27 protein-coding genes and 1 tRNA gene are annotated in these 21515 nt (G+C 64.5%); 15 read left to right on the top strand and 13 right to left on the bottom strand.

The features are described from left to right. Positions 1–35 precede the first annotated feature (35 nt). Complete coding sequence (locus EAE28_RS11965; RefSeq protein ID WP_127106503.1) at positions 36–596, bottom strand: hypothetical protein; 561 nt, start codon at positions 594–596, stop codon at positions 36–38. Positions 597–860: 264 nt separating this feature from the next. Between EAE28_RS11965 and EAE28_RS11970 the strand changes: the two genes are divergently transcribed. Further along, positions 861–1514 carry a peroxiredoxin gene (locus EAE28_RS11970; protein ID WP_127106505.1) on the top strand — a complete coding sequence of 218 codons (654 nt, stop codon included), beginning with the start codon at positions 861–863 and terminating at the stop codon, positions 1512–1514. Between the two features lie 52 nt (positions 1515–1566). On the opposite strand, the gene EAE28_RS11975 is transcribed toward EAE28_RS11970, so the two are convergent. Then, positions 1567–1839: a DUF6525 family protein gene (locus tag EAE28_RS11975; protein WP_127106507.1), complete on the bottom strand. Its 273-nt coding sequence runs from the start codon at positions 1837–1839 to the stop codon at positions 1567–1569. 3 nt (positions 1840–1842) lie between these two features. After that, positions 1843–3033, bottom strand: a complete 1191-nt coding sequence (locus EAE28_RS11980; RefSeq protein WP_127106508.1) for a GTP-binding protein — start codon at positions 3031–3033, stop codon at positions 1843–1845. Between the two features lie 152 nt (positions 3034–3185). Here EAE28_RS11980 and EAE28_RS11985 point away from each other — a divergent pair, with 152 nt between their 5' ends. Continuing rightward, the gene (locus EAE28_RS11985) at positions 3186–3791 is read left to right on the top strand and encodes a LolA family protein (RefSeq protein WP_246022336.1); all 606 of its coding nucleotides are present in this window, start codon (positions 3186–3188) and stop codon (positions 3789–3791) included. Here EAE28_RS11985 and EAE28_RS11990 read toward each other — a convergent pair. Next, positions 3788–4372: a transglycosylase SLT domain-containing protein gene (locus EAE28_RS11990; protein ID WP_127106512.1), complete on the bottom strand. Its 585-nt coding sequence runs from the start codon at positions 4370–4372 to the stop codon at positions 3788–3790. The two genes, EAE28_RS11985 and EAE28_RS11990, sit on opposite strands and share 4 nt — an antisense overlap. Before the next feature lie 251 nt (positions 4373–4623). Here EAE28_RS11990 and hspQ point away from each other — a divergent pair, with 251 nt between their 5' ends. Continuing rightward, the gene (hspQ, locus tag EAE28_RS11995; RefSeq protein ID WP_127106759.1) at positions 4624–4950 is read left to right on the top strand and encodes a heat shock protein HspQ; all 327 of its coding nucleotides are present in this window, start codon (positions 4624–4626) and stop codon (positions 4948–4950) included. A gap of 18 nt (positions 4951–4968) precedes the next feature. On the opposite strand, the gene EAE28_RS12000 is transcribed toward hspQ, so the two are convergent. Both EAE28_RS12000 and EAE28_RS12005 read right to left on the bottom strand, forming a co-directional pair. Next, on the bottom strand, positions 4969–5478 hold the full coding sequence (locus EAE28_RS12000) for an ATP-binding protein (RefSeq protein ID WP_164736622.1): 510 nt from the start codon (positions 5476–5478) through the stop codon (positions 4969–4971). 23 nt (positions 5479–5501) lie between these two features. Next, positions 5502–5837 carry an STAS domain-containing protein gene (locus EAE28_RS12005; protein ID WP_425466773.1) on the bottom strand — a complete coding sequence of 112 codons (336 nt, stop codon included), beginning with the start codon at positions 5835–5837 and terminating at the stop codon, positions 5502–5504. Positions 5838–5922: 85 nt separating this feature from the next. On the opposite strand from EAE28_RS12005, the gene EAE28_RS12010 reads away from it, so the two are divergent. Continuing rightward, complete coding sequence (locus EAE28_RS12010; protein WP_127106516.1) at positions 5923–7101, top strand: thiolase family protein; 1179 nt, start codon at positions 5923–5925, stop codon at positions 7099–7101. 125 nt (positions 7102–7226) lie between these two features. On the opposite strand, the gene EAE28_RS12015 is transcribed toward EAE28_RS12010, so the two are convergent. The 3 genes from EAE28_RS12015 to leuB form a co-directional block, all read right to left on the bottom strand. Continuing rightward, positions 7227–7556 (bottom strand): hypothetical protein, encoded by a 330-nt coding sequence (locus EAE28_RS12015; protein ID WP_127106518.1) that lies wholly within the window; start codon positions 7554–7556, stop codon positions 7227–7229. Between the two features lie 357 nt (positions 7557–7913). Continuing rightward, on the bottom strand, positions 7914–8363 hold the full coding sequence (locus EAE28_RS12020) for a YybH family protein (protein WP_127106520.1): 450 nt from the start codon (positions 8361–8363) through the stop codon (positions 7914–7916). Between the two features lie 129 nt (positions 8364–8492). Beyond that, positions 8493–9599 (bottom strand): 3-isopropylmalate dehydrogenase, encoded by a 1107-nt coding sequence (leuB, locus tag EAE28_RS12025; RefSeq protein ID WP_127106522.1) that lies wholly within the window; start codon positions 9597–9599, stop codon positions 8493–8495. Positions 9600–9740: 141 nt separating this feature from the next. Between leuB and EAE28_RS12030 the strand changes: the two genes are divergently transcribed. Further along, positions 9741–10133: a hypothetical protein gene (locus EAE28_RS12030; RefSeq protein ID WP_127106524.1), complete on the top strand. Its 393-nt coding sequence runs from the start codon at positions 9741–9743 to the stop codon at positions 10131–10133. On the opposite strand, the gene EAE28_RS12035 is transcribed toward EAE28_RS12030, so the two are convergent. Then, entirely contained in the window at positions 10120–11025 is a 906-nt protein-coding gene (locus tag EAE28_RS12035) for a LysR family transcriptional regulator (RefSeq protein WP_127106526.1), read from the bottom strand. The two genes, EAE28_RS12030 and EAE28_RS12035, sit on opposite strands and share 14 nt — an antisense overlap. An 89-nt stretch (positions 11026–11114) precedes the next feature. Between EAE28_RS12035 and EAE28_RS12040 the strand changes: the two genes are divergently transcribed. Further along, a complete protein-coding gene (locus EAE28_RS12040) occupies positions 11115–11993 on the top strand; it encodes a Rossmann-fold NAD(P)-binding domain-containing protein (protein WP_127106528.1) in 879 nt (292 codons plus the stop codon). A gap of 58 nt (positions 11994–12051) precedes the next feature. Then, positions 12052–12243 carry a hypothetical protein gene (locus tag EAE28_RS12045; protein WP_127106530.1) on the top strand — a complete coding sequence of 64 codons (192 nt, stop codon included), beginning with the start codon at positions 12052–12054 and terminating at the stop codon, positions 12241–12243. Here EAE28_RS12045 and zapE read toward each other — a convergent pair. Beyond that, positions 12240–13322 carry a cell division protein ZapE gene (zapE, locus tag EAE28_RS12050; protein ID WP_127106532.1) on the bottom strand — a complete coding sequence of 361 codons (1083 nt, stop codon included), beginning with the start codon at positions 13320–13322 and terminating at the stop codon, positions 12240–12242. The genes EAE28_RS12045 and zapE overlap by 4 nt on opposite strands. A gap of 10 nt (positions 13323–13332) precedes the next feature. Continuing rightward, complete coding sequence (locus tag EAE28_RS12055; RefSeq protein WP_127106534.1) at positions 13333–14196, bottom strand: LysR family transcriptional regulator; 864 nt, start codon at positions 14194–14196, stop codon at positions 13333–13335. Positions 14197–14296: 100 nt separating this feature from the next. Here EAE28_RS12055 and EAE28_RS12060 point away from each other — a divergent pair, with 100 nt between their 5' ends. The 4 genes from EAE28_RS12060 to EAE28_RS12075 all read left to right on the top strand — a co-directional run bounded on the left by EAE28_RS12060 (position 14297) and on the right by EAE28_RS12075 (position 17780). After that, a complete protein-coding gene (locus EAE28_RS12060) occupies positions 14297–15082 on the top strand; it encodes a HalD/BesD family halogenase (RefSeq protein WP_127106536.1) in 786 nt (261 codons plus the stop codon). Positions 15083–15171: 89 nt separating this feature from the next. Further along, on the top strand, positions 15172–16023 hold the full coding sequence (gene sseA, locus EAE28_RS12065) for a 3-mercaptopyruvate sulfurtransferase (RefSeq protein ID WP_127106538.1): 852 nt from the start codon (positions 15172–15174) through the stop codon (positions 16021–16023). A gap of 1 nt (position 16024) precedes the next feature. After that, positions 16025–16591: a GNAT family N-acetyltransferase gene (locus EAE28_RS12070; RefSeq protein WP_127106540.1), complete on the top strand. Its 567-nt coding sequence runs from the start codon at positions 16025–16027 to the stop codon at positions 16589–16591. A 10-nt stretch (positions 16592–16601) separates the two neighbouring features. Continuing rightward, positions 16602–17780: an amino acid aminotransferase gene (locus EAE28_RS12075; RefSeq protein ID WP_127106542.1), complete on the top strand. Its 1179-nt coding sequence runs from the start codon at positions 16602–16604 to the stop codon at positions 17778–17780. 250 nt (positions 17781–18030) lie between these two features. Here the strand turns inward: EAE28_RS12075 and EAE28_RS12080 are convergent, their stop codons facing one another. Further along, the gene (locus tag EAE28_RS12080) at positions 18031–18900 is read right to left on the bottom strand and encodes a branched-chain amino acid aminotransferase (RefSeq protein WP_127106543.1); all 870 of its coding nucleotides are present in this window, start codon (positions 18898–18900) and stop codon (positions 18031–18033) included. A 173-nt stretch (positions 18901–19073) separates the two neighbouring features. Here EAE28_RS12080 and EAE28_RS12085 point away from each other — a divergent pair, with 173 nt between their 5' ends. From EAE28_RS12085 to EAE28_RS12100, 4 genes are all read left to right on the top strand, one after another. Then, complete coding sequence (locus EAE28_RS12085; RefSeq protein ID WP_164736625.1) at positions 19074–19586, top strand: MarR family winged helix-turn-helix transcriptional regulator; 513 nt, start codon at positions 19074–19076, stop codon at positions 19584–19586. Beyond that, positions 19583–20296 carry a response regulator gene (locus EAE28_RS12090; protein ID WP_127106545.1) on the top strand — a complete coding sequence of 238 codons (714 nt, stop codon included), beginning with the start codon at positions 19583–19585 and terminating at the stop codon, positions 20294–20296. Before EAE28_RS12085 ends, EAE28_RS12090 begins: the two co-directional genes overlap by 4 nt. A gap of 124 nt (positions 20297–20420) precedes the next feature. Next, positions 20421–20495, top strand: a tRNA-Lys gene (locus EAE28_RS12095). Between the two features lie 209 nt (positions 20496–20704). Next, positions 20705–21508 (top strand): UDP-2,3-diacylglucosamine diphosphatase, encoded by an 804-nt coding sequence (locus EAE28_RS12100; protein ID WP_127106547.1) that lies wholly within the window; start codon positions 20705–20707, stop codon positions 21506–21508. Positions 21509–21515: the final 7 nt, after the last annotated feature.

Genomic DNA, 21515 nt, shown 5'->3' on the forward strand with positions numbered 1-21515 from the left:
GAGGGCAAGGGGGACGACGGCACGTCTCGGCTGGGTCAGAAATTCGACCAGACGCTCAGGCGGACCGCTTCGATCCGTTCGCCGGGGGGCACAACCCCTTCGGCGACCAGCATCATCCGCCCCAGACGCACCCCGACCGCCGGGCGCAGACGGGTGTAGCGGCCATAGCGTGTGGTGGCGTGGGTGACGCCGAGCATGGCCAGCCAGCGGTCGCCCCGCCAGCCGATCTGGCTGCTCAGGTCGGTGTCCAGCTCACGGCCAAAATAGCCAGTCCCCTGATACAGCCTCACCCCGCCGCGCATCCACAGATTGCCCCGCGAGGTGTCAAATCCCCGGCCCAGATCAATGCCGGTCATCAGCCGATAAGTCACCGCGCGCCAAGGTTCATAGCGAACACCCGCCGAGACCCCCCAGACCAGCCCGCCGGGCAGATCCGGCGGATGCCAGCGGGCAAAGACATTGGCCTGATCCAGTTGCGTGGTGATCGTGAAGCTGCCGCCAAGCGTCACGCGCCTGCGCAGTCCGAATTCGGCGTAGGTTTCGGTTTGCAGCGGTCGCCAGTCGCCCGCTGCGGGCAAGGTGGACGTGGTCGACAAAAAGATGCCGCCCACCTCCCGGGGCCAAGGTCCGGCCGCCGCCGCCCCGGCGGCCAGGATACTCGTAACGCACAACACAAGCAGGCGGGCGCAAACGCGGTGTTTCATCGCGCTACTTCACGGTGAAATAGTTAACGAACGGTAAAAACCGGCGCAGTCTTGCCGTAATGATGGCTGAATCAGCAAAGACCGGACGAAGCATCTTCTTTCACGCGGTCCAAGCCCCTATGTCGGTAGCAGGACATCCCAAAAAGGAGCGCACTGATGGGCCTTCGCATTAATGACGTCGCACCGGATTTTACCGCGGAAACGACCAAGGGCACGCTGAACTGGCACGATTATATCGGTGACAGCTACACCGTTTTGTTCAGCCACCCCAAAGACTTCACCCCCGTCTGCACCACCGAGTTCTCTGCCGCGGCCAAGCTGCAGGGCGACTTTGCCAAGCGCAATTGCAAACTGGCCGGGATCTCGATCGACGGCGTGTCCGAGCACGACAAGTGGATGGCCGACGTCAAGACCTATGGCGGCACAGCGCCTGACTTCCCGATCATCGCCGACCCGGATCTGAAGGTCGCCAAGCTTTATGACATGCTGCCGGCTGAGGCCTATCTGCCCGACGGTCGCACCCCCAACGACACCGCCACCGTGCGCACCACCTTCATCATCGGGCCGGACAAGAAAATCCGCCTGATGCTGATCTACCCGATGTCGGTGGGCCGCAACTTCAGCGAGATCCTGCGCGCGCTGGATGCCATCCGCCAGACTGACAGCCAGCCCTTCGCCACGCCCGCCGACTGGCAGCCGGGCGACGATGTGATCGTGGCGCTCTCGGTCTCGACCGAGGACGCGAAGACCCGCTTCGGTGCGCTGGACGTACCGCTGCCCTATCTGCGCAAGGCCAAAGCGCCGAACTGATCGCCGCTTTGTCCTGACCGGAACCGCCCGTGCCCCCAAGACGCGGGCGGTTTCATTTAGATCCCGGTGTGCCGGCCGGATGCCCCGGCCCCCAGACCCGCATTGCGTCACGGGCCAACATGCTGGCCTCGGCACGCTCCAGCCGCGCCCGCGCTGCACCGGGATCACCGGTTTGCGCCAGCGCGCGGGTCCAGAGCCTGAGCGCCGAGCGCGCGCTCCACGGCAGCGCCGCCTGTTGCAACCAAGCCCGCAGCCCCGGCGGCAGCGCATCATGCGCCCGCATCGAGCCTGCCCGGCGGCGCAGTCCGGTGGACAGGTTGCGCATCGCTTACTGACCCCAGCGCGGGAAGGGATCGGGCATCGCGGCCCAGTCGGCAGGGGTGAAATCGTCGCCGGTCAGGCAGTTATCAAGCCGCGCGCGGATCGCCGCCTCGTCCATCTCGGCACCGATGAACACCAGTTCTTGCCGCCGGTCGCCCCAAGGCTTGGCCCAATGCATCTGCATCTGGTCCAGCATGCGGGGATCCTGCGGCCAGCGCCCCTTTGGGACCGAGGCCCACCAGCGCCCCAGCGGCGTGACCGACGACAACGCCCCGGCCAGACTGAACTCGGCCACCCAATCGGGGCGTGTGGCGATCCAGAAATGCCCCTTGGCGCGAATCACCCCGGGCAGCGGGCCGTTCAGCGCGTCGTGGATTCGCTGCGGATCAAAGGGACGGCGCGCGCGGTAGACAAAGCTGCGGATGCCGTATTCCTCGGTTTCGGGTGTGTGGTTGGCGAAGCCGTAAAGCTCCTTGGCCCACAGCGGATGCTCCTGTGCGCGGTCGAAATCAAACCGCCCGGTCGCCAGAATGTCGCGGGCCGGGACGCGCGATTGATCGGTCTCGATCAGCTTGGCGTCAGGGTTCAGGGCCCTGATGATCTTGCGCGCCGCGTCCAGCCGCTCGGGGCCTGCGTCGGTGACTTTGTTCAGCACGATGACATCGGCGAACTCCATCTGTTCGGTCAACAGCGTGACCAACTGGCGGTCATCCCCGTCGCCCGCTGTTTCGCCCCGGTCGGACAGCGCGTCATGGCTGGCGAAATCGCGCAGCAGGTTCACCGCGTCCACCACTGTCACCATCGTATCCAGCCGCGCCACGTCGTCCAGCGCTTCGCCATCTTCATCGCGGAAAGCGAAAGTGGCAGCGACGGGCAGAGGTTCGGCGATGCCGGTGGATTCGATGAGCAGATAGTCAAAGCGTCCCTCACTGGCCAAGGCGCGCACCTCGGCCAGCAGATCGCCGCGCAGGGTGCAGCAGATGCAGCCGTTCGACATCTCGACCAGTCGTTCCTGTCCCTGCCGCAGATCGACCCCGGCGGCGACCAGATCCGCGTCGATGTTCACCTCGGACATATCGTTGACGATCACCGCGACACGCAGGCCTTCGCGGTTGTTGAGAACGTGGTTAAGCAGCGTGGTCTTGCCCGCGCCCAGAAAGCCGGAGAGCACGGTGACGGGAAGGCGAGGAGAAGGCATGGTCGGTCTCTGTATTGGTATGTGATAACATAACATATACCAAGGCGACGCCGCCCCGCAACCGGAACGTCGCGCGTTTGTGTGGGGGCGTGACCGAAATCTGTGCTGTAACCGCCGCATCGGCGCGCTATCTAATGGGTATGAAACGCCGCATGCTTCTTGCCACGATGGGCCTTGCTGCCCTTGCCGCCGCGACCCCGGCCTTTGCGGATCCGATTCCGCTGGCCGAGATTTCGCGATATTTCAACAGCTTCCGCACAGCGCAGGCGGATTTCACGCAGGTGAACCCGGATGGATCGCTGTCCACTGGCCGGTTGATGATCCACCGGCCCGGCCGCGTCCGGTTCGAGTATGATCCGCCGGAACAGACGCTGGTCATGGCCGCGTCGGGCTCGGTGAACATCTTCGATGCCCGCTCGAACACCGGGCCGTCGACCTATCCGCTAAGCCGTACGCCGCTCAATCTGATCCTGGACGACACGGTGAACCTGAGCCGCGCGCGCATGGTCGTGCAGCATTTTGAGGACGGGCCGACCACGAATGTCGTGGCGCAGGACCCCGAGCACCCGGAATACGGCAATATCCGGCTGGTGTTCAGCGCCAACCCGACCGAGCTGCGCCAATGGGTGGTCACCGACGACTCCGGACAGGAGACGACGGTTATTCTGGGTACATTGCGCACCGGCGTTTCGCTGGGATCGCTGCTGTTCAACCTCGATTCCGAGATGCAGCGCCGCGGGCTGGTGTCGAACCGTTAACGCCGCCCGCAGGTTCTGAGCTGCTGGTCATACATCACCGCGCGGTTGGCGACGTTGTCGGCAACCGCGATCAGCCATGCCTGGTTGCGGTAGCTGCCGCGCGCATAACCGGTGTTACCCTCATGATAGGCCAGATACAGCTCGCGGGCGTTGGCGGGGTGAATGTTGTTGGCGCGCTGGGCTTCGGCCGCGTACCAGCCGATGAAATCGGTCGCATCGCGGATGTCATCACGCTGGGCGCGGCGGTTGCGGGTCGCAGCCTGATATTCGTCCCAGGTGCCGTCCAGCGCCTGGCTATAGCCATAGGCCGAAGATTGGCGTCCCAGGGGAATCACCCCCAGCGCATAACGATGCGGGGTGCGGGCACCGCCGTCGAATCGGCTTTCAGCGTGGATAATCGCCATTTGCACCGGAACCGGCACATTCCACTCGCGCTCGGTATCGCGCATGGCGCGTAAATAGGCGGGCCGCTCGCTGGCCAGCGCGCAGGCGTCGTCGAGATTTCGCGGCGGCGAATGGTCGCGTCCACCACAGGACGCCACCAGAAAGGCCACCGCCATCAGGCGGAGAACACTGGTCATCAAACTGCCTCGGTCGTTTTTTCGTCTTTTTTTTATTGGTAACCGATTTCGCAAAGATTTGAAACGACCTTGCGGTAACAACCCGGTGCACATTGCGAATCCCGTTGGGACACCGCCGATCGTGACACATTTTTGCCTTAATCTGGTCACTGTTGGGACACGTTTCACAGACTGTTTCCGTACGATCACGACGCTTGTTATGGACGTTTGCCCGCGAGTCACGCTAGAAAACAGCGATGACAGGAGCGTTCATGCTGCAGACGCAGGCAAAATTCAGTCTTGGCCAAGTGGTCCGCCACCGGAAACACCCGTTCCGCGGGGTGGTTTTTGATGTCGACGCCATATTTGCCAACACGCAGGACTGGTACGACGCGATTCCTGAAGAAAGCCGTCCGAGCAAGGACCAGCCGTTCTACCACCTGCTGGCCGAGAACGATAACAGCTACTACGTCGCCTATGTGTCCGAACAGAACCTCGAGGCGGATGACACGGGCGAGCCTGTGGACCATCCCGATTTGCCCGATCTGTTCGGCGATTTCGAGAATGGCTATTATCCGCTTCAGGTTGATCTGAACTGATAAAGCGAGGCTGTCGCATCAGGCGCAGGGTATGCGGAAGACAAGCCGGTTCGCCCCCCCGTCGCGCCGATAGCTGAGATCACAGGCCAGACTGCGGATGATGTGCCAGCCGAACCCCCCTTCCGGCAGATGATCGGGCGGCGCGATCTTGGGGAGCGCCGGGTCCGGCAAGACCCCGGACGTCAGGGCGCGCCCACGGTCTGACACCTCACACACCAACCCGTCGCGCTGACACATCACCTGCACGGCAACGGGGCCTTCACCATCGACATAGGCATGCTCGGCGATGTTGTTGAGCACTTCAGCCAGGATCAGTTCGGTGTTGTCGATCATCTCTGCGTCCAGTCCGGCCGACCCCAGCGCCTGCACCAGATCCCGCAGCGCGGCACGCGTTTCGTAAACACCGGCGTTCAGATGGCGGGAAAAGAGGGGCTTGGCTGCCAGTCTCTCTGCGCCGAAGCCGCCTGTGTCGGGGCTGGCGCGTGCGGCGCCTGTCGCTTGAAAGAAGGAAATGACGCGATTGGGCATGCCCCCGATCCCCATGGCAACGGTCAGCCAGCTTCCTGCAACGTGCCGGGCGGTTGCGGGTGGATGGTAAAGACGGTGTCCATGCGGGTCAGGCGAAAGACCTTGGCAACCGAGGGCGTCAGCCCGGCCAGTTCCAGCCGGCGATCCGGCGCGAGCAGCTTCATCACCGCGACGATCGCGCCCAGCCCGCTGCTGTCCAGAAAAGTGACCTTTGACAGATCGAGGATCACGGGCGTGCCACTTTCCTCTGTCGCGCTGCGCACGGCTTCTTTGAATTCGATGGCGACAGCGGCGTCGATGCGCGCGTCATCGACCGTGATGATCAGGCCCTGCGCCGAGCGGCTTAACCGGATATCCACGCCTGTCTCCTTCCATTCGATCCTGTTCCTTTGAGAGGCTAGGCGTTAAGTCTTGCTAAATGGTTCACAGCGGAGGGAGCGGGATATGTCAGAAGTCGTGATCATCGGCGCCGCCAGAACCCCCATGGGCGGGTTTCAGGGCGTGTTTTCGGGGGTAACCGCGGCTGAGCTGGGCGGCGTGGCGATTGCGGCCGCGCTGGAAAGCGCAGGCACCCCGCCAGACCGTGTGGAAGAATTGCTGATGGGCTGCGTGCTGCCCGCCGGACAGGGGCAGGCCCCGGCGCGGCAGGCAGGCTTCAAGGCCGGTCTGGCCGAGGACGTTCCGGCGACCACGCTGAACAAGATGTGCGGCTCGGGCATGAAGGCGGTGATGGTGGCGCATGACCAGATCGCACTGGGTCAGACCGGGATCATGGTCGCGGGCGGCATGGAGAGCATGACGGAATCGCCTTACCTGTTGCCAAAGATGCGCGCCGGCGCGCGGCTGGGGCATGGTCAGGTTATGGACCATATGTTTCTGGACGGACTGGAAGACGCGTATGACAAGGGGCGTCTGATGGGCACCTTTGCCGAAGATTGCGCCGACAAATATCGTTTCTCGCGTGAGGCGCAGGATGATTACGCGCTGGGATCGCTGACCAATGCGCTGTCGGCGCAGGCCAATGGTGCCTTTGACGGGGAAATCGCCGCCGTGACCATCCACACCCGCAAAGGTGAGGTGACGATCACCCAGGACGAGCAGCCCGGAAAGGCGCAACCGGCAAAGATCCCGAACCTGAAACCGGCCTTTCGCAAGGACGGCACGGTAACGGCGGCCAATTCGTCGTCAATCTCGGATGGCGCGGCGGCGCTGGTGCTGGCCTCACGCGATGCCGCAGAGACCCACGGCGCGCCGATCCGCGCCATCCTTCGCGGCCACACCAGTCATGCGCAGGCCCCGGCGTGGTTCAGCACCGCCCCTGTTCCGGCAGCGCGCAAGCTGCTGGATCAGCTGGGCTGGAGCGTTGCGGATGTCGATCTGTGGGAAGTGAATGAGGCCTTCGCCGTCGTTCCCATGGCCTTCATGCAAGAGCTGGGGATCGACCGCGACATCATTAACGTGAATGGGGGGGCCTGTGCTTTGGGACATCCCATCGGTGCCTCGGGCGCGCGGATCATCGTCACGCTGTTGCACGCGCTGGAAAATCGGGGACTGAAGCGGGGAATTGCTGCCATCTGCATCGGCGGCGGCGAAGGCACAGCGATCGCGATCGAGCGTCCCTGACAGCAAGGGCGGCAGGCCCGGTGCTGGGTGCGCGCTGTCCCTGAATGTATTTCGACGCGCGCCGGGGAGGGCGCGCGTCGTGAAGGATCGGCTAGCGATGCCGGTAGTCGTCAGGAAGTCAGACGTTAGCGATCAGCGCGCCAGGCGTTCAGGTTGTCGCGCGTCTCGACTTGGCCGTTGCCAGCGAAGTTGGTGACGGTCACGGTGTCGTTGGCGTCAAGGCCAGAAGCTTTCAGTTCGCGCGACGAGTACACGTTACCAGCACGGACCTGGACTTGCTCGCGGGCGGTGAACTCGATGACGTCGGACTCGTTCAGGCCGGCAGTCGCCAGTTCCCGTGCCGAGTAAACGTCGCCGGCGCGGACGGAGTCGTTGCGCAGATCGGCTGCATTGGCAGCAACGGAGCTCAGAGCGACAAAAGCGGCGACGGCGGCGGTGGTAGCAAAGTGGGTCATTTCAGTTTCTCTTACATTTCTGTCTGTGTGTGTCTGTGATCGTTTCCGTTCACAAAGCAGCAGGTAAGCTTCACCACCCCTGTCATCAATCCGTTACACATATGCCCAAATCCACGTCTTAATGTGCGAAAATGCGGAGTAAACAAGCATGTGATATGTCTTGAAATGTCGACCCATGCCGAGCGTCAAACCTCTCGCCAGGATCCCTGTCGGTATCGGCTGCCGACGGCAGGCTTGCCACATGGCGCACCAGCCAAACAGCTTCCGCATCTGTCGGTATTTGGCCCCCGCGCGCGGGCCGTGTCAGGCCGAGCAGCGATCGCCGACGCTGCGAACGGGGGTCACTGCTGGCGGCGCTCAAGCGGGCGCTTGTTGCCACATATCGGCCGAGATCAGCCAGCCGCCCTCGACCTGCTTGAGATAGAGAATGGTGCGCCCCCGCAACGTCTGCGCGGCGCTGCCCTGCGCGGCGATCGTGGCCTCCCAGACAAACACGCTGGCCGCCCGGTCCGTGCCGCGCTCGGTGCGCACGCGGCCGACGCGCAGGGCGGAATATCCGGCGGCAAAGCTGCGCACCCAGCTGTCACGGATCGCGGTGCGTCCGGCTGTGGCGTCGCGGTTGGGGCTGAGGACGATGGCGTCTTCGGCATAGAGCCCGGCAATGGCATTGGCATCGCGCGAAGCGACAGCGGCAACCATGGCATCCACGGCTTCCTGCACATTTGCAAAAGGACGGGCCTGCTGTGCCCAGGCGGCAGGGGCGGTCAGGAACAGGACAAGGATCAAAAAGGGTTTGGCAAATCGCATGAGAAGGCTCCTTAGGTCTAAAGCCTCTCTCTGGCATGTGCGCCCCGGTGTCGCTTACCCCAAACGGGCTAGGCCCAAACGCAAACGGCCCGGCACAAAGGCCGGGCCGTTCACGAAAGCTGGAGGTACTCAGAGGCTGGCGTCCATCGCCGCGATGATCGCCGCGCCCATTTCCGAGGTGGTCACCGGGGTGCCGCCCTCAGGCCCCATCAGATCGCCGGTGCGTACGCCGTCCGCGAGAACCTTCTCGACCGCCGCTTCAACGCGGGCTGCTTCGTCGCCCATGTCGAAGGAATAGCGCAGCGCCATGGCGAAGCTGAGGATACAAGCGATCGGGTTCGCCTTGGCCTGACCGGCAATGTCGGGGGCCGAACCGTGCACCGGCTCGTACAGCGCTTTCGGGCGGCCATTGGCCATCGGCGCGCCCAGGCTGGCCGAGGGCAGCATGCCGAGGCTACCGGTCAGCATCGCCGCCGCGTCAGACAGCAGATCGCCGAACAGGTTGTCGGTGACGATGACGTCAAACTGCTTGGGATTGCGCACCAGCTGCATCGCGCCGTTGTCGGCGTACATATGCGACAGGGCGACGTCGGGGTATTCCTTGTCGTGGATCTCGGTCACGACCTGACGCCACAACACGCCGGATTCCATGACGTTGGCCTTCTCCATCGAGCAGACCTTGTTGCCGCGCTTGCGGGCCAGCTCGAACGCGGAACGCGCGACGCGGGCGATTTCGCTTTCGGTGTAACGCTGGGTGTTGATGCCGACGCGCTCATTGCCTTCGGTGAAGATGCCGCGCGGCTCGCCGAAATACACGCCCGAGGTCAGTTCGCGCACGATCATGATGTCCAGACCGGCCACGACGTCTTTCTTCAGGCTGCTGAAATCGGCCAGCGCGTCAAAGCACTGCGCGGGGCGCAGGTTGGCGAACAGGTCCATTTCCTTGCGCAGACGCAGCAGTCCACGCTCGGGCTTCACCGCGAAGGGCAGCTCGTCATACTGCGGGCCACCGACGGCCCCCAGCAGAACGGCGTCGACTTCCTGGGCCTTCGCCATCGTCGCATCGGCCAGCGGCGTGCCGTGCACGTCATAGGCGCAGCCCCCGACGAGATCCTCGCTGACGTCAAAGGTGACGCCGCGCTTGTCGCCCATCCAGGCGATGATCTTCTTCACCTCGGCCATGACTTCGGGACCGATGCCGTCGCCGGCGAGGATGAGGAGGGAAGGATTGGCCACGGGGAACTCCTGATTGACGGATGCGTGAGCGGCGTAGCGCGCCTCTGCCGTGCGGTCAAGCTTGCGCCGGTTTTCGTGTGCAGGGGCGGGGGCGTGGCTGTGCTATCGTCGCGCGATCCTTTGCCGCAAAGGCCGCGCCCTGTGTTCAGAACCTTGCTTGCCGTCGTGATCCTGTCCGCAGGTCTGCCCGCCGTGGCCCGGGCGCAAGAGGCGACCATCCGCCCCGCCGTCATCCCCGCCTTGCCCGCGGGCCAGGCCGAGCATCTGTTGCGGATGCTGGTGCAGGCGCAGGTCGCCGCGTCGAACTGCCCCGGCCCCTATGACGCGGCGGCACCGTTCTTGCTGATGTCGGCGGCGATGGATGCTGTCATGGACCAGATCGGGATGGACGATCAGGGGTTGGAACAGATCTACGCCCCGGTCCACGCGGCGGTGGCCAAGCCCGCCTTCTGTGCCACCGAAACGGCGCGCATCGGGTATGTGCTGGACTTGCTGGTGTTCTGGGGCGGCTCGCTGACGCTTATCCGCGGCTGAGCTCCATCGCGGGCACCAGAGCCTCGGCCAGCAAATCCCAGACCCGACGGACGCGCGGGGTGTGGCGCATGGCCTCATGCGCGGTCAGCCAAACGGGCAGTGTGGGCATGGGCACGCCGAACGACAGCTCTTGCAGCAACGAATCACGCTGGCCAAGGCTGCGCTGGGCAAAACCGATGCCACAGCCGGCCTGCAACAGCGCCCAGCCCGTCGCCACATCATCGGTGCGCAGCGCGAACATCTCGCGCCGGGCCGGGATGCCCAGCGCGCGCATGCCGTCGAGCAGCAAGGTCTCACGGTCAAAGCCGATCAGATCATGCTGCGCCATATCCTCCGGGCTGTGCGGCACGCCGCGCCGCTCAAGATAGCTTTTCGCGGCAAAGGCGGCGATGGCGGTGTCGCCCAGATGCCGCGTGACCAGATCCTGTTGGGTCGGGCGGTACATGCGGATGGCGATATCGGCTTCGCGGTACAGCAGGTTCGAGGAATGATCCGAGGGCACGATCTCGATCGCAATGCGCGGCTCGGCTTGCCGGATCTGCGCAATGATCGCGGGCAGGTGCCAGACCGAGACGGCGACCGAGGCGGTGATACGCACCGTCCCTTCAAGCCGCTCTTCGCGTCCGGCGGCGGCCAGCGCCATCGCATTCGCCGCCGTGCGCATCGCCCGCGCCGGGTCCAGCAGGGTTTGCCCCGTCTCGCTCAGATCCAGCCCGCGCGGCTGGCGCTGGAACGGCGGGCTGCCCAGCTGATCCTCAAGCGCGCGGATCTGGCGGCCCAGCGTCGGCTGGCTGCGGCCAAGGCGGCGCGCGGCGGCGGACAGGCTGCCGGTTTCGGCAACAGCCAGAAAGGCCTGCACCAGAGACCAGTCGAGGGCGGCGTGCGTATCCATTCAATTATGAATACATGACATGCAAAGACATGCAATTTTATTTAGCGGCGACGCGGCGCAGAGTGGGGGCAGAAAAAAGGAGAGATACCATGACCCAAACCGCCCTTATCCTCGGCGCCCGTGGCAAGATCGGTCGCAACTTCACCGCCGCGTTTCAGGCCGCTGGCTGGCAGACCCGCGCCTATACCCGCGGCACCGACATGAACGCCGCCGCCCAAGGCTGCGACGTGATCGTCAACGGGTTGAACCCGCCCAACTATCATGACTGGGACACCATCCTGCCCGCCATCACCACGCAGGTGATCCCGGCGGCCAAAGCCTCGGGGGCGACGGTGCTGTTTCCGGGCAATGTGTATAACTTCGGCATTCAGCCCGGCCCGTGGGATGAAAACACCCCGCAGCGCCCAGTGTCGCGCAAGGGCCGTCTGCGGGTCGAGGCCGAGGCGCGCTATCGCAGCGAAGGCGTGCGCACGATCATCATCCGGGCGGGGGATTTCATTGATCCGATGGCCGATGATTCCGTGATGGACTACCTTTATCTGAACAAGTTCGACAAAGGCATCGTCACCGCGCCGGGCAAACCGGATACGCCGCGCGCCCATGCCTATCTGCCGGATATGGCCCGTGCCGGGGTGATGCTGGCGCAGAAACGGGCGGAACTGCCCGCCTTTTGCGACGTGCCGCTTGAAGGGCAGACCTTCTCTGCCGTCGAGCTGAAAAATGCGCTGGAGCGGCTGACCGGGCGCGGCCTGCGGCTGGGCGGGTTCCCGTGGTGGGGCCTCAGACTGGCCGCGCCGTTCTGGGAGCTGGGCCGGGAGCTGTCCGAGATGCGCTATCTCTACAACACGCCGCACCGGCTGTCCGGCGCGCGGATGGCAGCGCTTCTGCCCGATTTCCAGCCGACGCCGCTGGACGTGGTGCTGCGCGCTGTGCTGGCGCAGCGAGAAGCCTTTGCAGCTGCGGCGTGACCTGTGGCCGCGAAGGCGCTAGGCTCACGCTCCGAACAGGTCGCAACAGGAGGTTTCCATGTCCAAGCATCCCCTCGACCATGACCGGGGCGCATCGTCGTCGCGGTTGGCGCATTTCGTCGCAGTTGAACGCAGCGCGCAGCCCAGTGCTGCCAGCAAGCTTCTGCAACAGCGTCCGCGTACGCAAAGCGAAACCCGGGCCAAGCAATTCGCCCGGATCGAGCGCGAGATGAAAGCGGTCGCGCCCTAACCCTCGCTGCCCCAGTCAGCCGCCTGCATCTCACGCAGGCGGCTGGCCGTGCGCTCGAACTCAAACGATCCGGCACCCTCGCCGTAAAGCTGCTCGGGCTCATCCGCCGCGCTGGCGATCAGGCGGACCTTGGCCTCATAGAGCGCGTCGATCAGCGTGACGAAGCGCTTGGCCTCGTTGTAGTTCGAGGCTGACAGCTGCGGAATATCCTCAAGGATCAGCACCCGCACCCGGCTGGCCAGCGCCAGATAGTCCGCAGGCCCCAAGGGGCGTCCGCAGAGATCCCAGAACCCGGCACGCGCGACAGCGTTGTGGTGGCGCGGCACGTCGACCTTGCGGCCCTGCACCTCGAACACCAGTGGCGTGCCCTCGGCATGGCCGGTCAACTCGTCCCACAGGGCGTTGATCTTGGCGCGGGCCTCGGCCCCGGCGGGGTGGAAATAGACCTGCTGGCCGGTCAGCCGATGCTGGCGGTAATCGGTCTCACTTTTCAGCGCGACCACGTCCATCTTTTCGCGCAGCAACTCGATGAACGGCAGGAACAGCGCGCGGTTCAGCCCGTTCTTGTACAGATCCTCGGGCGGGCGGTTCGAGGTGGTGACGATCACCACACCCTCCGCCATCAGCATCTGGAACAGCCGCCCCACGATCATCGCATCGGTAATGTCAGTGATCTGCATCTCGTCAAACGCCAGCAGCCGCACCTCGGACGCCACCCGCTGCGCAACCGGGGCCAGCGCGTCATCGACGCCGGTCTTGCGCGCTTCATGCATGCCGTGGTGGATTTCCTGCATGAAGGCATGGAAATGCACCCGGCGCTTGGCCTGAATGTCGACCGATTTCTCGAACAGATCCATCACCATGGATTTGCCGCGCCCGACCCCGCCCCACAGGTACAGACCCTTGGGGCCTTCGGGCGCTTTCTTGAACAAACCGCCCAGCAGGGACTTCTTCACCGGCGTTTCCAGAAACACCCGGCGCTCTTCCAGCGCGGGCAGCAAGGCGCGCTGGGCGGCGTCGGGGTGGATCGAGCCGTCGGCGATGCGGCTGTCGTAGATTTCGGTCAGGGTTTGTCGCATGAAGCCTTCCCTAACGCGGCTGGATCAGCAGCGCCAGCATCCGTTTGAGCGCCGGTTTGCGGGATTTGGCGTGCGGGTGGATGGCGACATAGGCGTGGCCCAGCGGCAGGGACTGGGGCGACAGGGCGACCAGATCACCGGCGGCAATCATCGGTGCGGCCAGCGCGCGCTGACCCAGCGCCACGCCCAACCCACGCCGCGCCATGTCCAGCGCCAGGAACGACCCGCCGATGCGGTGGCCTGATCCGGGCGCGGGTTGCGGGCGGTCGGGCGCGTGCGCTGTCAGCCAGTCGCGCCATGTGGGGTGCGAAGCGAAACCCGCGCCCCAGTCGGTGTGGATCAGCCGGTCGTCGGGCAGGTCGGGCCAGTGCGCAGCCAGCGAGGGCGCAGCCAGCGGCTGCACGGCATCACGGAACAGCGGTTGCGTGGCCAGATCGGGATAGAGCGCATCGCCATAGCTCAGCCGCAGGTCGATGCCGTCGCGGGCGAAGGCCACCGGGTCCGCCTCAAGCCGCAGGTCGATCAGCGGGCCATCGGGTTGCAGGCGGGGCAGCAGCCACGCCTCGGCCAATGAGGGCAGGCAGCTGACCACCAGCCGCCCCTGCACCCGCCCGCCCTGCGCGCGCTCGGCCATCTGCGACAGATCCCCCAGCGCGCGGGCGGTTTCGGCATAGATCGCCTGCCCGGCATCGGTCAGCGTGACGCGGTTGTTGTGGCGGGTGAACAGGCGGCGGCCAAGGTGGTCTTCCAGCCGCCGCACCTGCTGGCTGACGGCGGCGGGGGTGACGCCCAACTCGCCTGCCGCCGCGACATAGCCGCCATTGCGGGCCGCAGCCTCGAAGGCGCGCAGGGCGTTGAGAGGGGGAAGGTTCATGGCGTTGCCTTAGATCAGCTAAGTCAGGATCACAATTTCTGCCGTTGCAGGCAAGAGGATTGCGGCAAATCATCGGGGCTGACCAAGAAAGGCCTGCCCCATGCGCGATATCCTCGACCTTGACCGCTACCCACTCGACCGCCCCGGCTCGCCCGAATGGCACGCTCTTGTCGATCACTGCCGCGCACAGCTGGCCGCCGACGGCATGTTCAGCCTGCCGGGCTTTGTGACCCAAGCCGCCCTGACCCGCGCCATGGCCGAAATCACCCCCCTGATGCCGCAGGCCTTCACCCATAAGCGCAGCCACAACATCTATTTCAAACCGTCGGTGCCCGGCCTGCCTGACGACCACCCTGCCCTGCGCAAGGTTGAGACGGCGAGCCATACTCTTTGTGCCGACCAGATGCCGCAATCGGTGCCGGTGTGGATCTACGAATGGGCACCGTTTCAGGTGTTTCTGGCCGCCGCGATGGAGCTGCCCGCGCTGTTCCCGATGCTCGACCCCTTGGCGCGGGTCAACGTCATGACCTACCGCACCGGCGAGCGGCTCAACTGGCACTTTGACCGTTCGGATTTCACCACCACGATCCTGCTGCAAGCGCCTGAGGGTGGCGGCGAGTTCCTCTATCACACCGACCTGCGCAGCGACGATAACCCCAACCATGACGGCGTCGCCCGGCTGCTGCGCGGCGAAGACCCGTTGATGCAGACCCTGCGCCTGTCGCCCGGCACCCTGAACGTGTTCAAAGGCCGCAACACGCCGCATTGTGTCACTCCGGTCGAGGGCAGCACAGACCGCGTGATCACCGTGTTTTCGTATTATCCGCGTCCCGGCGTGGTGTTTTCACCCGAAGAACGCCTGGGCTTCTATGGCCGCGAAGGCTGACACGGCGCCATAAAGGCCGGTCAATGCCCTTGCCTGACCTACCCCGCAAACGCTATCCGTTGTGCGAGTTCTTGCAAGGAAGTGACCGCATGCCGATTGATGATCCCCGCACGCTGGTGTCCACCGAATGGCTGGCGGCGCATATGGATGACCCCGATCTGCGCATCATCGACGGGTCCTGGCACATGCCGGGCACCGGGCGTGATGGCCGGGCCGAGTATGACGCCGAGCACATCCCCGGCGCGCGGTTCTTTGACATCGACGAAATTTCCGACCAGCGCTCGTCGCTTCCGCATATGGCCCCGCCGCCCGAGAAATTCGTCAGCCGCATGCGCGCCATGGGCATCGGTGACGGGCATCAGGTGGTGATCTACGATTCCGTCGGTGTGCGGTCGGCCCCGCGGGTGTGGTGGACTTTCCGGCTGATGGGCAAGATGGATGTGGCCGTGCTGGACGGCGGTTTGCCCAAGTGGAAGGCCGAAGGCCGCCCGACCGAGGACATGCCGACCATGGTGCGCGATCGCCATATCACGGTCACCCGCATGGCCAATCTGGTCAAGGATGTCAGCCAGGTGGCCTCGGCCTCGAAGCTGGGCGACTGGCAGATCCTTGACGCCCGCGCCGCCGAACGGTTCCGCGGTGAGGTGGAAGAACCGCGTGCCGGTTTGCGCGCGGGCCATATCCCCAACTCGAAGAACCTGCCGTTCCCTGAGCTGCAGAACCCCGATGGTACGATGAAAGAGCCCGACGCGCTGCGCGCCGCGCTGGTCGCAGCCGGGATCGATCTGGACCGCCCGGTGATCACCACCTGCGGTTCGGGCGTGACGGCGGCGATCCTCAGCCTGGCGCTGGAGATTGTCGGCCATCGCAACCACGCGCTCTATGATGGTTCGTGGAGCGAATGGGGCATGTATCCCGACCTCAAGGTCGAGAAGGGCTGAGATGATTGACTGCAAGGCTGGTGACAGCATCGACTACCGGGTGACCTGGCTGGAGATGGACAAGCGGCCCGATTACGACTGGCCGCACCAGCCCGTCGCCCATGACGGCGCGCTGATCCGCGCTTTCGATCCGCCATGGTGGTGGTTCCTGTCGCTCTATGACGCGGTGGGGCGCGACTATGCCTGGACCGAACGGCACAAGATGCCGCGCGAGGATTTGCAAGCGTGGATTCAGCACCCGGATGTCGCGATCTACACGCTGATGGGCAAGGGCTGGCCGCAGGGCTTCTTCATGCTCGACAGCCGCGAGGCGGGTGTTTGCGAGCTGGCCTATTTCGGGCTGGTGCCTGAGGCGGTTGGCACGGGGCAGGGCACATGGCTGCTCAAGACCGCGGTCCTGACCGGCTGGTCGCTGCCCGGCACGCGCAAGATGACCGTCAACACCTGCACGCTGGACCACCCCCGCGCGCTGGCGCAATACCAACGCATGGGCTTTTCGCCGGTCAGCACCGAAGTGCGCTCGACCGTGCTGGAAAGCGACCATGTGTTTCTGCAACCGCTTCTCTGAAAGAGCTGACATGTTCCAGAGCCTGCCTGCCCCCGCCGCCGATCCGATCCTGCATGTGATGATGATGTACCGCGAGGATACGCGGGCCGAGAAAGTCGATCTGGGGCTGGGGGTCTACAAAGACCCGCAAGGTGCGACACCGGTGATGCGCGCGGTCAAGGCCGCCGAACAGCGGCTGGTCGACGAGCAGGACACCAAAAGCTACACCACGCTGTCAGGCGATCCGGCGTTTCGCGCAGCGGTCGCCGGCTTGGTGCTGGGCGACGCTGTTCCGGCGGCGCGGCTGGCGGGCAGCACGACGACCGGCGGCACGGCGGGGGTGAAGCTGGGGATGGATCTGATCCATGCAGCCAGCCCGGGCTCGACCATCTGGATCTCGACGCCGACCTGGCCCAACCATTACGCGCTGGCCAAGGCCGCGAGTACAGCGTTCAAGACCTATCGCTATTATGATGCCGAGACCGGCACCATCGACCGTGCGGGCATGTGGGCGGATCTTGACGCGGCGCAGCCCGGCGATGTGCTCTTGCTGCATGGGTGCTGCCACAACCCGACCGGAGCCGATCTGTCGGCGGATGACTGGGCGGCTGTGGCGGCGTTCTGCCAGGCCAAGGGCGTGATGCCGTTTATCGACATCGCGTATCAGGGCTTTGGCGACGGGCTGGACGAAGACGCCGCAGGTCTTCGCACGCTGGCGCGGCAAATGGAGCGGATGATCGTCGTGTCGTCAGCCTCGAAGAACTTCGGCCTGTACCGCGACCGCGCGGGCTGCTGTCTGGTTATCTGTCCCGAGGGGGAGCGCGCACTGGTGCAGGGCACGCTGGAAGTGCTGAACCGCCAGTCGATCAGCTTCCCGCCGGACCATGGCGCGCGGGTGGTGACCGAGATCCTGTCTGACCCGGCGCTGCGGGCGCAGTGGGACGATGAGCTGACCGAAATGCGCGACCGGATGAACCGCCTGCGCCGCCTGCTCGCCACCGCGCTACGCGATGCCTGCGGCTCGGACCGCTTCGGGTTTCTGGCCGATCAACGCGGGATGTTCTCGATCTTGGGCGGCTCCGAGGCGCAGATTACCCGCCTGCGCGAGGAATTCGGCGTCTATATCGTCGGCGGCGGGCGGTTGAACATGGCCGGGCTGACCGAACAGAGCATTCCGCGTGTCGCCAAGGCGATCGCGACCGTCCTGTGATCTCATTGAGCGGCTAACGCCGCATGCCTATGAGCGCTTCGCGCGGGTAAAGGGGGTCCTCGGACCCCCTCTTCGGCTGACGCCGAATTCACCCCCGAGGATATTTAAGGACAGAAAATAGAGTGAGGTAAGGTTTCGTTAACCGTGCCTCATTTTCTGTCTCTAAATATCCACAGGGGGTTTCCAAAGGGGGCGCGTGCGCCCCCTTTGGCGGGGGGGTGTGGGGGGCTGGCCCCCCACTTCCAACAGGTCAGCTACGGACCAGCGCCTCGTAGGTGTCAGACACCTTGCGGGTAAGGTCGCCGACCTGGAAATGGTAGTCGCCGATCTGGCCCACAGGCGTGACTTCGGCGGCGGTGCCGGTCAGCCAGCATTCCGAGAAGGTGCCAAGTTCTTCAGGCATGATGTGGCGTTCTTCGACGCTCAGGCCCATGTCCTTGAGCATGGCGATGACCGTCTGGCGGGTGATGCCGTTCAGGAAGGCGTCGGCCAGCGGCGTGTGGACCACGCCGTCCTTGACGAAGAACACATTGGCCCCGGTCGCCTCGGCCACATAGCCGCGATAGTCCATGAACAGCGCATCCGAGCAGCCTTTGGCTTCGGCGGCGTGTTTGGACATGGTGCAGATCATGTAGAGCCCGGCGGCCTTGGCCGCGGTAGGGATCGTCTCCGGCGACGGGCGTTTCCATTTGGCGATGTCGAGCTTGGCGCCCTGCCACTTCGCGTCGCCGTAATAGGCGCCCCATTCCCAGCCCGCGACAGCCATCCGCACCGGATTGCGCGAGGCCGAGACGCCCATATCCTCGCCCGCGCCGCGCCAGGCAACCGCGCGCACATAGGCGTCGGTCCAGCCGTTTGCCTTGAGCATGGCGTATTTCGCCTCTTCGATCTGATCGACCGAATAGGGCACCGTCATATCCAGCAGCCGCCCGGATTCGATCAGCCGGGCCGAGTGTTCGCGGCTTTTGAAGATCTTGCCGTTATAGCAGCGCTCGCCCTCGAAGACCGACGAGGCATAGTGCATCGCGTGGGTGAGGATATGCACTTTGGCATCGCGCCATGGCACAAGGGTGCCGTCCATCCAGATGTAGCCGTCTCTGTCATCATAGGCGCCGGCCATGGCTCTCTCCCCCTGCTGCGCGTTTTCGAAAATTGCGCGACAAAGGACCGATAAGGACATTATATTGCGCAAACTGGTCGATTTGCTAACAATTGATTCTTGGAAAGTCAATAACGCTGACATAAAACGAACCTGGCCCGGTTCCGGGTCGGTTGCGGGGGTAAACACAGATGATGGCCGACGGTATGACGGGCGGGACGACGGGTGGCGAGAACCTGCTTTTCCTGACCGACGAGCAGCTGCGCAAGGGCATCGAGGCGATGTTCTTTGCCTACCGTGGATTCACCGCTGATCCCGACCGCATTCTGGCTGATCTGTCTTACGGGCGCGCGCATCACCGCGCGCTGCATTTCATCAACCGATCGCGTGGCACGACAGTGAACAACCTGTTGTCGGTGCTGGGGGTCACCAAGCAGTCGCTGAACCGGGTGCTGCGCACGCTGATCGAGGACGGGCTGGTGGAATCCCGTGTCGGTCGTGAAGACCGGCGAGAGCGCAATCTCTATCTCACCACCGCCGGGGCGGAACTGGAGCGCCAGCTGTCTGAAGCGCAGCGTGCGCGGATGCGTGCGGCGTATCGCGCCGCCGGACCGCAGGCTGTGGCCGGGTTCCGTCAGGTGCTGGAGGCCATGATGGACGAGTCGATCCGTGCCCAGTATCAGGCGATGAAGGATGGCAAATCATGAGCGACACGCCCGCCCATCTGTTGATCGTCGATGACGACGAACGCATCCGCGAGTTGCTCAAGCGCTATCTGGTCAAGCAGGGCTTCATGGTCACCGCCGCGCGCGATGCCGCGCAGGCGCGGCGCTTGCTGAGCGGGCTGGCCTTTGATCTCATCGTTCTGGATGTGATGATGCCGGGTGAGGACGGTGTGGCGCTGACGCAATGGCTGCGCGGTGCGATGGCGACGCCGGTGATCCTGCTGACCGCGCGCGGTGAGGCCAAGGATCGCATCACCGGCTTCGAGGCCGGGGCGGATGACTATATCGCCAAGCCGTTCGAGCCCCGCGAGCTGGTGCTGCGCATCAACGCCATTCTGCGCCGGGCCCCCCGGCCCGAAGCCGGGGCTGACGCGCCGCAGATGTTGATGTTGGGCCGGTTGCGCTATGAGATTGAGACCGGCGAGTTGCGCGACGGGCAGGAGCCGGTGCGTCTGACGCAGACCGAATCAGCCCTGATGCGCATCCTTGCTGCGCGGCACGGTCAGGTGGTCAGCCGTGAAGCGCTGGTCGATCAGCTGGGTCGGGATCGCGGTCTGGGCGGAGAAATCGCGCAAGAGCGGGCGGTGGACGTTCAGATCACGCGATTGCGCCGGAAAATAGAGCTGGATCCTCGCCGTCCGCGGTATCTGCAAACCGTGCGTGGAGAGGGCTATATGTTGACCGCAGGCTGAGTGTGCTGGGGTTAAAGCCGGGGCAACGCCGCGTCGCGTCGCACTTGCCGACAAGGTCGCGAAAAAAAATGACATCTTACGCCTTGACCCCGGCGCGAGTTCTTTCTACTTAGCCTCGCAATGTGGGCCGGTAGCTCAGCGGTAGAGCAACTGACTTTTAATCAGTTGGCCATAGGTTCGATCCCTATCCGGCTCACCACTTTCCTCAAAGGCCCGGGCGTTATTGCCCGGGCCTTTGGTGTTTCAGGCAAGACCCGGTGCGTTTCGGGCCAGCACGTTTCGGGCCAGCACGTTTCGGGATTGTGACAGCGGAATTCCGCTGCGTTGCAGAAACGACATCGAAATGTCATCCAGATGTGGCCTAGGCTTGGCAATGCTCGTGGTACCGAAGCGTTTCGCAGGTTTCCGATGTCTGATCGCCACTCCTCGAATTTTTCGCCGCGCGTTTGTCGAACCTTGTTCGTTTCAGACCTGCATCTTGGGGCGCTGGGCGCGCAACCCGCACGGGCGCTGGGTTTCCTGCGCGCGCACCGGGCCGAGACCTATGTCCTTGTCGGCGATGTCCTGGACCAGTGGCAGCCGCTGTTGCCGCACTGGAGCGCCGATGATCAGGCCGTCATCGACCACCTGAACGCCCGGCAGGCCGAAGGGGCGCAGCTGATCTATCTGCGCGGCAACCACGATCCCTACCCGGAGCGTGCCCCCGCGGGCACCCAGCCGCGGGTCGCAGCGCAGGACCAGCACGTCCATCACGCGGCGGACGGCAAGCGCTATCTGGTGATTCACGGCGACAAGGTCGATGCGCGGATCTTTCGCGCCCATGCCTTCACGCGACTCGGCAGCCGCATCGATCATATGCTACGCTTGTTGGACCGAGGCCTGCAGCGCCTGTCGCGGCAATCACCCGGCGAGGCGAAAAGCTCGATCGAGGCGCTTCTGGCCTGGCTCAACACGCTGATGCATGTAGGCCGCAAGCATGAGCGCAAACTGGTCGATCTGGCGCGGGCCGAGGGGTTGGACGGGGTGATCTGCGGACATTTCCATATTGCAGGCCTGCACCGTGACCACGGGCTGACCTATGCCAATTGCGGTGACTGGGTCGACAGCGCGACCGGGCTGATCGAGACCTTCGACGGCACGCTCAAACTGGTGACGGCTCCGGCACCCGTGGCGGCTTCGCAGCCCGCCGTGCCCGATATGGTCGAGGCGTAAGTCATGC

Origin of the sequence: Pararhodobacter zhoushanensis, assembly GCF_003990445.1 — a bacterium.
Lineage (GTDB): Bacteria > Pseudomonadota > Alphaproteobacteria > Rhodobacterales > Rhodobacteraceae > Pararhodobacter > Pararhodobacter zhoushanensis.